Origin of the sequence: uncultured Tessaracoccus sp. (genome assembly GCF_947255005.1) — a bacterium.
Lineage (GTDB): Bacteria > Actinomycetota > Actinomycetes > Propionibacteriales > Propionibacteriaceae > Arachnia.
This window is the reverse complement of record NZ_CAMYFI010000060.1, coordinates 1-13889: the sequence shown is the minus strand read 5'-3', so window position 1 is coordinate 13889 and position 13889 is coordinate 1. Positions and strand designations below refer to the sequence as shown.

The following is a 13889-nucleotide window of genomic DNA, read 5'->3' as shown; positions in this document are numbered from 1 at the left end:
ACTCCCCACTGCTGCCTTGCCGGCGGGCACAGCGGTGGAGCTGGTCGGAGTCGGTGATGAAGCCGACGCATCCCAGGTGGTCTCTGCAGTCGTGGCAACCGCTCCGCTGCTACTCAACGACGGCGCCTCGTTCGTGGTCGACGTGCGCGTAGCCCACGACGAGGCCGGAGCGGTGGCCCGCTTGGCCGCGCGCAACGAGTTGGCGCTCTTCGCCGTCGGGGAGCGCTGAACCATGGCAGTGATCGTGTTCACGTCGGGGCCGGGCTCGCCCGGGGTCACGACGACGTCCCTCGCCCTCGCGCTGGCTTGGCCCCGCGGCGTACTCCTGGCCGACTGCGACCGCGACCCCTCGCAGGCCGTGCTCGCCGGCTATCTCCGCGGCCTCGACACTGGAGGAAGAGGGTTGGCGTCGGTGGCCCAGGCCCACCGGGAGAACCGGCGCGTCCACGACGAGCTGTGGATGCACACTTGCCCATTGACTTCGGAGGATGCACCGAAGAGGCGGTTTCTCCCCGGCTTCAACCAGCCGGCGGCGGTGCGGTTGTTCGATGGGGTCTGGGCGGGGCTCGGGGAGGCGTTCGAGGAGCTCGACGCGCTGGGCGTCGACGTCCTCGTGGATGCCGGGCGCATCGGTGTGGCCGGGGTTCCCATGGGGTTGCTGGCGGCAGCGGACCTCGTCGTCGCTCTCACGCGGAGTCACCTCCGCTCGCTCGCGGCGCTGCGTCTTCACCTCCCCACGCTGCGCGACCAGCTCACCTCATTGCCGGTCGACGTGCCGCTGGGGCTGGGCATCGTCGGGGCGAATCAGCCGTACTCCACGAAGGAGATCGGGCAACAGTTTGGTGTTCCGGCGTGGTTCGAGCTGCCGCACGACACGCAGGCAGCGGGCGTGCTGCTCGACGCGCAGCCCGAGCCGAGGCGGTTCATGGAGCAGAGCTTCATGGGCAAGGCGCGCTCGGTGGCGAAGCAGCTGGGGGAGCGGGCGCATGGCATCAAGGCGAGTAGGGAGGCGTTGATGCATGTCTGACTTGGCACACAGCCTCGGCCTCCTCGGCCCTGCTCCTGAGATGCTTCGCGACGGCAACGTCACCGTCGCGGATCCCCCTCGACGCGCCGAGCCGCCAGCGGCAGAGCTCGATTGGCCACTCGTCGTGCAGCTTCGTCGCGAGGCAGCTGAGCAGGTGTCAGCCGCCGACGCGCAGTGGCACGACGAGCGCGGCAGCGCCATGCCCGACGAGGATCGCCGCGTGCGCGCCCGCGCCATCATCCGCGGCGTGGTGCACGCCACCGCACAGCGGCTCAGCGACGACGGCGAGGCGCTGTGGAGCCTCGCGCTCGAGCACCGATATGCGGACGCGGTGGAGTCGGCGATGTTCGGCTACGGGCGCCTGCAGCCGCTGTTCGAGATTCCCGACGCCGAGAACATCGAGATTCACGGCCACGATTGCGTCATGGTGCAGTACGGCGACGGTCACCGCCTCGAGCACCCTCCCGTCGCGGATTCCGACGACGAACTCGTCGAGGCCATCCGCTTTCTGGGCGAGACGGCCAAGCCCCCGCGACCATTCGACGACGCCCACCCGACGATGACCCTCGCGCTGGGCTCGAAGTTCCGGCTGCACGCCATTGGGTTCGGGCTGTCGTACCGCCCGTCGGTGGTGATCCGGCAGCATCGTTTGACGGACATCACGCTCGACGACCTCGCCTCCACCGGCATGTTCCCCCGCGAGCTTGGGGGGTTGCTGCGCGCGGCGGTGCTGGGGCGCAAGTCCATCGTGATCTCGGGCGACCAGGGTGCTGGCAAAACCACCCTACTGCGCGCGCTCATCGACGCGATCCCCGCCAGCGAACGCTTCGGCACCCTGGAAACCGACTACGAGCTGCTCACCCACCTGCACGAGCATCGCCGCAACATGCTGGCCTTGCAGGCTCGCATCGGGCTGGGTGAATCGGCCGCTGGCACGGCTGTTGGCGCGTACACCGTCGCAGATCTCATCCCGGAAGCGCTGCGCCAGAACCTGTCGCGCCTGGTGGTTGGCGAGGTGCGCGGCGAAGAGGCAGGCGCGATGTTCGAGGCGATGCAGTCGGGCGCGGGTTCGCTGTCGACAACGCACTCGCACTCGGCGTCGTCGACGATCGACCGCCTTGCCTCGCGCGTCGCGCAGGGTGGCGTGTTGGGCGTCGACGAGGCGATGCGCCAGATCGCCCACCACATCGGGCTGATCGTGCACGTGGTGCTTCGCGACGACACGTGGCGCGGGGGCACGCGTCGGCGTTTCGTGAGCGAGGTGCGGCAGCTGACGGGCTCGATGGAGGCCGGGCGCCCCACCACGCACCTGGTATATAAGGCGTCAGCCGACGGCTCCCCCGAACTGTTCGACCCCAGCGCGGAATTGCTCACCGAGCTGGCCGAATTTTGGGAGCGACGATGACCCTCGCGGCCGCCGCACTGGGCGGCCTCGTCGCGTTGGGCCTTGTCCTCGTCGTGGTGGGATGGAGTTCCCCACCACCTCCACCACAATCCACAACCCTGTGGAAAACTCTGTGGACACGGTGGGAAAGTATCCCGCTTCGGCGCCGCTGGTGGGTGGTCGGCTCAGTCGTCGCAGGGTTCGCCGTTGCGGCGATCACTCAGTTTCTGCCGGCCATCGTGCTCGTGCCCGCGCTCGTCATCGCTGTGCCGTGGCTATTGGGCGAACCGCCCACGCGTGAACTCGATCTGCTCGCTGCCTTGGATCGTTGGGTGCGGCTGCTCTCCACCTCCATCGGCACCGGCAAATCTATCCGCGACGCCATCTTCGCCACTCGCGCCCAGGCGCCTGAGGCGATCCGCGACGCCGTCGACCGACTCTGCGCTCGCCTCGACCAGCGCACTACCACGAAAGATGCGCTGTTGCGCTTCGCTGACGAACTCGATTCCGCGGATGCCGACGCGGTGGCCGCCGCGCTTGCCATCGCCTCGACACGCGGCGGGGTAGGCACCAGAGCCACGCTCATGGGCTTGTCAGACACCATTCAAGACCGCCTTCGAGCGTTGCGAGAGGTGGCGACAGAGCGCGCCAAGCCGCGCGCGGTGGTGCGGCAGGTCACGACGATCACCCTCACCGTGATCGTGGCCGCGGTGGTGCTGAACGGGCCGTTCTTCGAGCCCTACCTCACACCGGTGGGCGGGGTGGTCGCCCTCACGCTCGCCGCCTGCTACGCAGGCTGCCTGTTCATGTTGCGCCGCATGTCGACGCCCCCACCCGCACCGCGCTTCCTGAGGGGGCCGTGATGGGGTTCGCGATTGCCTTCGGAATGCTCGTTGGCTTGGGCACCTGCGCCATTGTGGCGGGGGCAGTTCGGGCACCGGTGCGGCTCGGCGACGCCCTGGCCGTGCTCGACCGCCGCCCCTCGCAACCGGCGTTGGGGGAACCGTCGACGGCGAATCTGCGGCGTTGGCGTCTGCCGCTCACGCAGGAGCAGCAGCGCTTGCTGGCCATGCAAGACCGCGACGCAGCCGACTTTTTCACCGAGAAACTCATCCTCTCCGTCACCGGTTTGCTGCTGCCGGGGCTGTGGGTGGGGCTGCAGGTTTTGATGGGCAATTCCCCCACGCTGCTTCCGCTGTTCGTCGCTCCGCTGGGGGCGCTCGTCGGGTATGTGGTGCCCGACTTGCGGCTTCGACGTGGTCAGCGCCAGCAGCAGCGCGCGATGCACGACGCGCTGCACACGTTCTTCGACCTCGTCGCGCTCGAGCGTCTCGCCAACGCTTCGGCCACCCAGGCGACGCTGTCTGCGGCGGAAATCTCGGACGCTCCGCTGTTTCGTCGCATCACCGCCGGCCTGCAGCGGGCCCGCATGGAGCAGGTGCCGCCGTGGGACGAGCTGCGGGCGGTCGCTCACGAGTGGCGCGTGCCGGAGCTGGCCGACTTCGCCGACGTCATGCAGCTCGAGGAACAGGGTGCGGGCCTGGCCGAGGTGCTCCAAGCTCGCGTGAAGGAGCTGCGCGACGCGCATCTCACTGAGGTCAAGATCGAGGCCAACGTCGCCAGCGAGCGAATGACCTTGTGGATGACCATTCCAGCCATGTTGTTGGGGTTGGCGTTCCTCACGCCGGCCCTGCTGAGGATCACAGGGACGTGATCACCCCCTGTGGATAACTTTCCATAGTTATCCACAACCTTGAGGAAAGGTGGGAATTGCCCACACCGAACTGCCACAGTGAACATCAGGAGAACACCATGAAACCCATCCACACACTCATCGGCCTCACCCTGCAGGCCTGCAGCCCTCGCGACGAGCGCGGCCTGTCGCAATCAACGGAGAACGCCATCCTGCTCGCCGGTGCGGCCGCTATCGCGCTCATCATCATCACCGTCATCACCGAATACGTCCGCAACAACCTCCCGAGCTAACAGGAGCACACCATGAAGTGGCTGCGCGCCGCCGCATCACTCGCCCTCCTGATGGGCGTGCTCGTCGGCGTGCCCATGCTCCTCGTGGCCTGCACCAATCCCGCCAGCTTGCTGCAGGTGAACTGGGCACGCGCGCTGGTGCGCCCCGACGACGGCCGCATCGTGCTCGAGCTCCTTGGGCTCATCGGCTGGCTCGCGTGGGGTGTGCTGGCGGCGACGATCATCGCCGAGGTGCTGGCCGTCGCCACTAGGCACCGCATCGACGTTCAACTGCCCGGCACGCAGTGGTTCCGCCCTGCTATCACTGCGCTGGTCGCCGCCGTCATGCTCGCCCCCATGAGCAGCGCGGCTGCCGCTCCGAACGACGCCACGCTGGCGCCCTACGCGACGGTGCACCTCCCGCAAGGCGATCCGTCGGCAGCGTCCGCCGACGACACCTCGCCCGACGAAGCGCCGCACACCGCCGCGACCCAAACCGGGCGCGAGTATGTGGTGCAGCCTGGCGACGAGCTGTGGACGCTGGCCAAAAGCCAGCTCGGCTCCGGCGAACGCTGGCGCGACATCCTCGCCGTCAACCCGGGGCTCACCACCGACGCGCGCCTGCAACCCGGCAGCACGCTGCAGCTTCCCCCCGACGTGCAGGTGGCGCGCGGCGATTCGCTCTGGAAGCTCGCCGCCAGGCATCTGGGCGACGGCGAACGGTGGCCGGAAATCCACGAGCTCAACGCCGATCTCATCCGCAACCCCGACGAGATCGACGTCGGGTGGCGCCTCCTGCTCCCCACCGCTGCGGCGGCTCCCGAACAGCCGACGGTTCCCGATGTGCCGGAGGCTCCTACCGCCCCCGATCAAGCGACAGTTGGGGCGCCCACCACCACGGCCTCACCCGCGCCGCCCCCGGCTGAACCACCTGCACCTGCTGTCCCCGCACCGTCAGTTCCCCCACCGTCGGTATCCGACGCGGCAACGCCTGGCCCGGCTCCACCCCAGCCGGTGGCATCGCAGCCCGCCGCCTCGCCGTCAGCAGACGCCCCGCCGCCTGCCGCTCCCACGCAACCCGCAGCCCCCACGCAACCGGCAGCCACGACGCCGCCAGCTGCCGCTTCACCGGCTACTGCCCCGCCCGCCACACCTTCATCAACGACTACGCCACCAGCTACGCCTACACCATCTGCCGCCACCCCCAGCTCGGAGGCTCAGTCCTCTACAGCTGCCGCAGCGGACGACGCGTCTAAGGGCACAGACTCGGTGCCCGAGCTCGACGAGGAATCGCACGGGCTGGTGGGTGCCGTCGGCGGCATGTTGGCCAGCACCATCGTGGTGGGTGTTGCGGCGCGGCGCCGGCTGCAGCTCGTGGGCCGCGCCCTCGGCAGAAGGCTCGTGCCACTCAGCCCCGATGCCACGAAGTTCTGGACGGCCCTCGCCCGCAAGGCAGATGGCTCCGCCGAGGCGCCAACCGACGTCGAGCCCACGAGCGTGGTGCTCGGTTGGCGCAGCGACGAGTCGGAGATGACGCTGGCTCTCGAACCAGCCGGGGCGACCGGCCTCGTCGGTGCTGCCGAGCCGCAGGCGGTTGTCGGGGCCATGGTGACGAGCTTGCTGTGCGCGCCGTGGTCGAGCGACGTCGAGGTGGTGCTCGTCGGCGCCGATCAGCCCTGGGCAGAAGCCATCGACGACCCGCGCCTGCGGGAGCTCTCCGCCGACGAGGCGTGCGAGTACCTCACGACGGTGTGCGCGACGCGGCGCCTCGAGCTCGGTGCGCGCCTCCTCGACGATGTGCGCGCCTGCCCCGACCTCGCGCCCGAGTGGCACCCAGTGGTCGTGCTGTTCGCCGAGCCCGTCACCGCCTCGCAGGCGCGCACCATCGAGGCCGCCCTCGGGCTTGGCCGAACGGGCGTCTGCGCGGTCATTCCCGAATGGCAAGGCAACACGCAGATTCGTTTCGACGGCGACACGGCCGCGCTGGATGGCGACCACTTCCGACCGCAACTGCTCACCACGCCAGCCCGGCGCGCCCTCGTCGAGCTCTTCGCCGGCACCCTCGACGACGCCACCGAGCCCGCCGGTTGGTGGTCGCCCGCAGCGCCGCGCCGCTCATTGACCGAGCACATCCTCGACCCGGAGACAGAGCCTCCCTCGCCGCTCAGCCCACCGCCCGCACCCTCGCTCGTGCTACTGGGCGAGCCTGCGCTGGAAGGCGCCACCGGGCAGGAGCCCCGTCGAGCCCAACAGCAGTGCGTGGAGTACGCGGCCTGGTTGCTGCTTCACCCCGGCTCCACGGCCACCACCATGTCCCGCGCCCTGTGCGTGGCGGAAGGCACACGCCGCTCGAACCTCTCCAGGCTGCGCGCCTGGCTGGGCTCAGACGAGGATGGCCGCCGCTTCCTTCCCGAGGCCTACCAGGGGCGCATCTCGCTCGATGAGCGCGTCACCTCCGACTGGCACCGCGTCCGCGCACTCATCCCCGGTACCGTGAACGCGGCCTCAGATCGCGCGCTGCGTCAAGCCCTCACCTTGATCTCCGGGCAGCCGCTGGGCACCGCCGTCGCACGCTGGCCGTGGGCACGCACCTTCCACGACGACATGGTGGGGTTCCTCGTCGACGTGGCCTGCGAGCTCACCGACCGCTGCCTCGCTGGAGGCTACTTCGACGAAGCGCTGTGGGCCATCGAGCAGGGCAGGCTCGTGGGCCCGAACCACGACGAGCTGCGCATCCGCGCGGTGCGGGCCAGGCACCTGATGGGCGACGGTGCCGGCACCCAAGCGGAGATAGCCACCCTGATCCAGACCATCCGCGACGAGAACCGCCAGATGCGACCCGAGCACGCCGCCGAGCTCGCGCGCATCGGTGCCGCTTAGCCGTAGGTGTCTCTGGGGCCGCGCCCGTCGCGCACCGACCTCGGGCCGTGCTTCCAGCTGCGCTGCGGCGGGCCGACGATGTCCACCCTCTTCACCGTGCGATCACCGAGCTCACGGTTCAGCTTCGCCAGCAACTGCGACGCGGAGTACTTCATGCCGGTAGCCCAGGCTGTTGAGTCGCACTGCACCTTGAGCACGCCGTCGCGGAAATCCACCGGCTGCGAGTGTTCAGCATTCGCTTCGCCTACGAGGTCCGCCCAGTTGCGCAGCACCGTGGACAGCGAGAGCCGCTTCCTCCAACCCCGACGCTCCACCACCTTCTCGAACACGGAACCGATGAGTTGGGGGTCGCGGTCGTCGGGGTGCGCGCCCGAGCGCTGCTGCTCGCCGGTAAAGCGTCGGCGCTTCACCGGTTTGCGCGGCTCGGGAAGGACGGGCGCGTAGGGTTTTCCCAGCGCGGTGGCGCGGGCGATCTGGGCGGCGAGGTCGAGCCCAGTCGGGTCGTGAGGCACGGGCTCCTCGGTTTCGGGCTCGTCGATGATAGGTTCCTCAGTGATGAGCTCGTCGGTCATGACGCCTCCTCAGCCACGCTGCCAGCTTCGACGCGAAACCTGCGCTCACTAGGGAACTCGGGCACATCGGAGCCCACCGCCGCGGTGATGAGCACCTGCTCCGCGTGCCCGATGGCATCAGCCAAGCGAGTACGCCTCGACGAATCCAGCTCGGCGAACACGTCGTCGAGCACAAGCACCGGCTCGGTGCCATCGTCGCGCACGAGTTCGAAGCCCCCGAGACGCAGCGCCAACGCCAACGACCACGACTCCCCGTGCGACGCGTATCCCTTCGCGGGCAGCGCTCCGATGAACAATTCGATGTCGTCGCGTTGCGGCCCGACGAGCGTCACACCCCGTCGAAGCTCCTCGTCGCGCACCTTTTCCAACGCATCGAGAATGCGCCGCTGCAACTCCGCCTGCACATCGTCGGCCTCCGACGCACCCGCCAAATCCACCGCCGACTTGTAGTGCGCCTCGATCTCGTTATTCACCGGAGCGATCGCGGCATACGCGCCCTGCGCGAACGGACGCACGTCGGCGAGTGTGTCGAGCCTGGCGTGCAGCAGCTCCGCCCCGATCCGGGCGAGCTGCTCGTCCCAGATCTGCAGCGTGATGGCATCGTCGCCCACGCCTGCCTCGAAGCGCTTGCCCGCCATGCCCTTCAGCAACGCGTTGCGCTGCTTCAGCACCTTGTCGAAATCCTGTTTCACCCCCGCCATGCGCGGCCACCGCGTGACGATCAGCGAATCGATCCAGCGTCGCCGATCCGACGGGTCACCCCGCACGATCGCCAGGTCCATCGGGGAGAACACCACCGTGCGCAGCATCCCGACGAGATCCCTCGCCCTGGGCAACGGCCCTCGGTTGAGCCGCGCTTGATGCTGCCTGCCCTTGGCTATCTCGAGCTCGAGCAGCAGCTCGCGCTCATCGTCAACGCCCGCCTGCACCCTCGCCCGCACCAGCGCCGAATCCTCCCCCGCGCGGATCAGCGGCACCACGCTCGCGACCCGGTGCGAAGACGCCGTCGACAGATATTCGACCGCCTCCACCAGATTCGTCTTCCCCTGCCCATTCGAGCCGACAAATACGTTCACGCCCGAAGTCAGCGCAATGTTGGCTTCGGGGTAATTGCGGAAATTCGTGAGTTCGAGAGCAGTGACAAACATGTGCAGCCAAGCCTAGCTGGCGCGCCGATGGCGCGAGCAGCGCAACCCAACCGGCCCCCCAATGACCGAAATCCTCCACACGCGCATTAATCGGCGAAAATCCGCCCCTCAATCGCTTCTCGTGGAGGATAACGGTCAACTTTCAGCGGCTAGCTGGGCAGGCGCATCAGCATGATGACGTGGCGGTAGTCGGGCAGCTGCTCGCCATCCATGCTTGCCAGACCCGTAATCAGGCATGGCTTGCCCGGCGCAGTAAACGAGAAGTGCGCGTACGGGGCATCGAGCGCACCCAGCGCGTCGAGCAGGTACTGCGGGTTGAAGCCGGCGGCGTCGATGCTCTGCTCATCGCCAACAACTTCCACGCCCGCCGCAATCGCTTCCATGCCCTGCGCCTGGTCGCCGGTGGCGGCTTCGAGGGTGACGTGATCGTCGTTGATGACCATGCGCAGCGGGGTGTTGCGCTCGGCGACGAGCTTCACGCGCTTCACCGCGCCCAGCAGCTCGTCGCGGGAGACGCGAACGTTCACGGTGCCGTCGACATCCATCAAATGCCGCACCTTCGGGAACGACTGCGACAACAACCGCGTGGTGGCCTCACGCTTGCCGTAGCTGCCTTCGCCGACGAAGCCCGCCAGGCCCTCGCCTTCGGCCTCGGTGGTGGACAGCGAGATGGTGACCTCGTCGCCGCCCGTCATGGCCTTCGCCGTGTCGGAGAGCACCTTGCCGGGAATGAGCACGGCGCCCTCGGCGTCGGGCGTCGACGGGTTCCAGGTGATTTCCTTCAACGCCATGCGGTAGCGGTCGGTGGCCAGCAACGAGAGCGTTTCGCCTTCAATTTCCACCCGCACGCCAGTGAACACTGACAGCAATTCGTCGCGCCCGGCCGCCACGAACACCTGCGCCACGGCGCGCTCGAACGTGGAGGCGTCGACAGTGCCCGCCTGCGTGGGCATGTCGGGCAGGGTGGGGTACTCGTCGACCGGGAGGGTCTGCAGCGTGAACCGCGCCGACCCGCAGGTGAGTTCGACCTTCGAGTGGTCGGCGTCCAGCTCGACGGGCTTGTTCGGCAACGAACGCGCGATCTCAGCGAGCAGGCGCCCCGAGACGAGGACGGTGCCCTCGTCGTGCACCTGAGCGGGCAGCGCCACCTTTGCGGAGGTGGTGGAATCAAAACTGGACAGCGTCACCGCATCACCTTCGGCGCTCAGCAGCATGCCTGAGAGGATCGGTGCGGTGGGACGGTTCGGCAGGCTGCGGGCAACCCAGGCAACGGCGTCGGCCAGCGCGTCGCGCTCCACACGGATTTTCACTTGCTTCTCCTCGTTCTTCCACTGGTGTAGCCCACGGCGGTCACACTCCGACGATCATATCGGCCACACCTTCTCTGCGGTAGCGCTACCGCTACAGCGTCGCAATTGAATCCAGCACCGGCAGCTTCGCGGCGCGCCGCGCGGGCGAAATCGCGGCGAGCATGCCGAATAGCGCGGCCACCACAAGCATGAGCACGAGCTGCAGCCACGGCACATCGAGCGTGTCGATGCCCGCATCGACGTTGGCGCGTTGCAGCACCACCCCGAACAGCAACCCGAGCAGCACACCCAGCACGGAACCCATCACCGTGACGAGCACGGATTCGAGGGTAATCATGCGACGAATCTGCCGCCTCGTCACCCCCACCGCACGCAGCAACCCAATTTCACGCGTGCGCTCGATCACGCTGAGCGACAGCGTGTTGATGATGCCCAACACCGAGATCACCAGCGCCAACGCCAGCAGCCCGTACAGCAGCCCGACCACCTGCTGGAATTGATCGATGCGATCCTGCACATATTCGTGCACGTCGGACACAGCCACGGTCTTCACCGCACTCGTCGCGCTCAGCAGCCCCTGCCGAACCTTCGAGGCGTCGGCACCATCAGCGGTGAACACCACGAGCCTGCTCACCACCTGCATCTCGGCGATCTTCTCCAACGTCGCCTTGTGGACGATCACTTGCGCCGGAGCGTCGTCATCGGCGATGCCCGTCACCAGTAGCTGCTGTGTGCCCACCGAGCCGGTCAGCTCAAACGTCATGCCGAGCGACAGGTGCTCCCTGCTGGCGAACTTAGCGGAAATCACCGCAGAATCTGGCTCGTTCGTTATGGTGCCCGCGACGATCTTCGTCGCGGTGCCCTCGAGGAGGCCACGCGGCGTGGTGCCAGCGAGCGTGACCGGTTTCTGCTCTCCTGGGAGCTGCGCCTGCGCGGGCCACAACGCCGCAACCCATTCGACGCCGTCCACGGCCTCCACCCGCTCGGCCAACTTCCCGTCGAAGGGGGTCATAGTCAGGGGGGCGACGACGAAGTCGCCGCGCTGATCTGCCGAGAGCTGAGTCTTGAGCGAGGTGGTGATGCTCGATGCGAGTACCGCGACCGTCGTGACGAGGGCGAGCCCAATCGTGAGCGTGGCCGCCGTCGCCGCGGTGCGGCCCGGCTGCCGGGTTGAATTACGGCCAGCGAGCGTGCCGACGGTGCCGAACGCGCGTCGAAACACCCAGCTCGCGAACGCGATCACGGGGGCCCCGAGCCACGACACTGCGAGCACGGCGCCGACGAGCATCGTCGCGCATCCGATACCGATCCACCACAGTGGGCCCGGCACGTTGATCCACAGCCCGCACACGATGAGCGCGATGGCGATCTCCACCATCACCACTCCGACGAGGGCGAGCCCGCCCCCCGCGGGTTTCGCGCTCGAATGACCCGCCTCGGCGAGCGCTTCGACGGGCCGCGTGCGCGAGGCTCGAATAGCCGGCACCAATGCGGCGATGGCGGTGATGACGATGCCGACGGCATAGGATGCGACGACCGACTGCCAGGTGAGCTGCGGTTGGGCCGCACCCAAGTCGACGCCGGCTGAGCCCATGAGCGCCATGAGGCCCCACACCAGCAGGTACCCGACGCCGATGCCCAGCGTCGCGCCAATCACACCCATGATGATGGCTTCAAGCAGCACCGACGCACGCACCTGCGCCCTGGTGGCGCCGATGGCGCGCAGCACCGCGAGCTCGCGGGAGCGCTGGGCGACGAGGATCGAGAACGTGTTGACGATGAGCATGGTGGCCACGAGCAGCGCGATCGCTGCGAAGATCAACAGCACCGTGTTGACGAAGTCCATGCCAGCACCCAGCGCGTTACGAACATCGTCGGCGAGCTTTGCGCCCGTCTCGGCCTTCCAACCCTCGGGAAGTACCTCGGACACCGCCTTGGCTACGTCGTTCGCGTCTTTCGACTGGTCGATGCTGATCCACACCGCTTGGTAGACATCCTTGCCCCCCACAAAGAGCTGCTGCGCCTCGTCGAGCGTGAAAAACAGATACGCCGCGCCCGCCGTCGAGCCGGAGCCATACGTGCCGGTACCGACGAGCGTGAACTCCTGCACTCCGTCGAAGGGGGTGGCGACGCGGACCGTGTCGCCGATGCTGCGCCCGGCGCGTGCAGCGGTGCCCGGGTCAATGACCACCTCGTTGTTGGCGTTCGGGGGCCGCCCGTCGACGATGCGCGCGCTTTGCATACCGCCGACGGCCGGGGTGTCGTGCCAGTTGGCACCGATACCGGGTGCACCGGGGACGCCGACGACGCGGTCGTTCGAGTCGAGCACGAACACCTGAGCGTTGGCCACTTGGCCAACCGCCTTGTGCACCCCGTCGACGGCGCTGATCTTCTCGATGTCGGCGGGCGTCAAGAACCGGCTGGGCTGCGCAGCGTCATCGTGAGCCGAATCGGCACCGAGATTCTCGGCCCTCACATTCACATCCGCCACGGCGGACTGGACGATCTCGTCGAACCCTCGCGAGAGCAGATTGGTGAACATCAACGAGCCCGCGACGAAGGCGATGCCGAGCACGATCGACAGCGCGCTCAGCACCAAGCGGAACTTCCGCGCGAGCAGCGACTTGAGCGTGGCCTTCCACATGGGCGATCACAACGCCCGTCGCGGCTTGGCCGACGGCTCGCTCGGCGGGGCGGCCTCGTCGGCAACCAGCGCATAGCCTTGCTCGTCGAGGCGCGGATAGAGACGCGCCATCGTGAGCAACAGTTCGTCTTGCGTCGGGTTGTGCACCTCGTCGACGATGCGTCCGTCGGAGAGGAACACGGCACGGTCGGCGTAGCTCGCCGCGGTGGCGTCGTGGGTGACCATGACGACGGTTTGGCCGAAGTCGTCCACGCTGGCGCGCAGGAATGACAGCACCTCCGCTGCGGCGACGGAGTCGAGGTTGCCAGTGGGTTCGTCGCCGAACACGATCTCGGGGCGATTCATGAGCGCTCGCGCGCACGCGACGCGCTGCTGCTGGCCGCCAGAGAGTTCCGACGGGGTGTGCTTCAGCCGGTCACGAAGATCAAGCATGTCGACGACCTTGTCAAACCACTGTCGATCAACCTTCCCGCCGGCGATGGAAACCGGCAGCACAATGTTTTCTTTGGCAGACAAGGTGGGGATGAGGTTGAAGGCCTGAAAGATGAATCCGATGCGTTCGCGTCGAAGTTTCGTGAGTGTGGTGTCGTCCAGGGCCGCAACGTCGGTGCCACCGATGAAGACCTGCCCCGAGGTGGGTGCATCAAGGGCAGCCAGCAGGTGCATGAGCGTGGACTTGCCAGATCCCGACGGGCCCATGATCGCCGTGAACTTGCCTTGCTGAATTGCAAAGTCGACGCCATCCAGGGCCACCACCGTTGTGTCGCCGCTGCCGTACTGCTTAGTGAGGGACACTGCCCTGGCTGCTACCGTCACGCCTCAACCGTACCCGGCGAACTTCTTGTGTTTCCACGCTGGAGAGTTTGAAGACTCTGGCGTTGTATATCTACTCATAGTAGTAGTAGGTGTTGTGGAGACTGTGGATAACTTGCGTCGATCCTTGTCGCCATCCGAATCCT

The 13889-nt window shown here is 67.5% G+C and carries 12 protein-coding genes; 7 read left to right on the top strand and 5 right to left on the bottom strand.

The window, feature by feature from the left end:
* The 7 genes from Q0X61_RS10700 to Q0X61_RS10670 form a co-directional block, all read left to right on the top strand.
* The coding region (locus Q0X61_RS10700; protein ID WP_297742518.1) for a hypothetical protein at positions 1 to 229 on the top strand (229 nt) is incomplete at its 5' end.
* Positions 230 to 232: 3 nt separating this feature from the next.
* A complete protein-coding gene (locus Q0X61_RS10695) occupies positions 233 to 1027 on the top strand; it encodes a hypothetical protein (RefSeq protein ID WP_297742517.1) in 795 nt (264 codons plus the stop codon).
* Positions 1028 to 1067: 40 nt separating this feature from the next.
* The gene (locus Q0X61_RS10690) at positions 1068 to 2432 is read left to right on the top strand and encodes a CpaF family protein (RefSeq protein WP_297742519.1); all 1365 of its coding nucleotides are present in this window, start codon (positions 1068 to 1070) and stop codon (positions 2430 to 2432) included.
* Positions 2429 to 3274 (top strand): type II secretion system F family protein, encoded by an 846-nt coding sequence (locus Q0X61_RS10685; RefSeq protein WP_297742516.1) that lies wholly within the window; start codon positions 2429 to 2431, stop codon positions 3272 to 3274. The genes Q0X61_RS10690 and Q0X61_RS10685 overlap by 4 nt, the downstream gene beginning before the upstream one ends.
* Positions 3274 to 4125, top strand: a complete 852-nt coding sequence (locus Q0X61_RS10680) for a type II secretion system F family protein (protein ID WP_297742515.1) — start codon at positions 3274 to 3276, stop codon at positions 4123 to 4125. Before Q0X61_RS10685 ends, Q0X61_RS10680 begins: the two co-directional genes overlap by 1 nt.
* 98 nt (positions 4126 to 4223) lie before the next feature.
* Complete coding sequence (locus Q0X61_RS10675; RefSeq protein ID WP_297742520.1) at positions 4224 to 4397, top strand: hypothetical protein; 174 nt, start codon at positions 4224 to 4226, stop codon at positions 4395 to 4397.
* 12 nt (positions 4398 to 4409) lie between these two features.
* Positions 4410 to 7256 carry a LysM peptidoglycan-binding domain-containing protein gene (locus Q0X61_RS10670; RefSeq protein WP_297742514.1) on the top strand — a complete coding sequence of 949 codons (2847 nt, stop codon included), beginning with the start codon at positions 4410 to 4412 and terminating at the stop codon, positions 7254 to 7256.
* Here Q0X61_RS10670 and Q0X61_RS10665 read toward each other — a convergent pair.
* The 5 genes from Q0X61_RS10665 to Q0X61_RS10645 form a co-directional block, all read right to left on the bottom strand.
* A complete protein-coding gene (locus Q0X61_RS10665) occupies positions 7253 to 7828 on the bottom strand; it encodes a DUF721 domain-containing protein (protein WP_297742513.1) in 576 nt (191 codons plus the stop codon). The two genes, Q0X61_RS10670 and Q0X61_RS10665, sit on opposite strands and share 4 nt — an antisense overlap.
* Positions 7825 to 8976 (bottom strand): DNA replication/repair protein RecF, encoded by a 1152-nt coding sequence (gene recF, locus Q0X61_RS10660; protein WP_367270739.1) that lies wholly within the window; start codon positions 8974 to 8976, stop codon positions 7825 to 7827. The genes Q0X61_RS10665 and recF overlap by 4 nt, the downstream gene beginning before the upstream one ends.
* 149 nt (positions 8977 to 9125) lie before the next feature.
* Positions 9126 to 10286: a DNA polymerase III subunit beta gene (gene dnaN / locus Q0X61_RS10655; protein WP_297742512.1), complete on the bottom strand. Its 1161-nt coding sequence runs from the start codon at positions 10284 to 10286 to the stop codon at positions 9126 to 9128.
* Positions 10287 to 10377: 91 nt separating this feature from the next.
* Positions 10378 to 12930, bottom strand: a complete 2553-nt coding sequence (locus tag Q0X61_RS10650) for an ABC transporter permease (protein ID WP_297742511.1) — start codon at positions 12928 to 12930, stop codon at positions 10378 to 10380.
* A gap of 6 nt (positions 12931 to 12936) precedes the next feature.
* Positions 12937 to 13746, bottom strand: a complete 810-nt coding sequence (locus Q0X61_RS10645; RefSeq protein WP_297742510.1) for an ABC transporter ATP-binding protein — start codon at positions 13744 to 13746, stop codon at positions 12937 to 12939.
* Between the last annotated feature and the right edge of the window lie 143 nt (positions 13747 to 13889).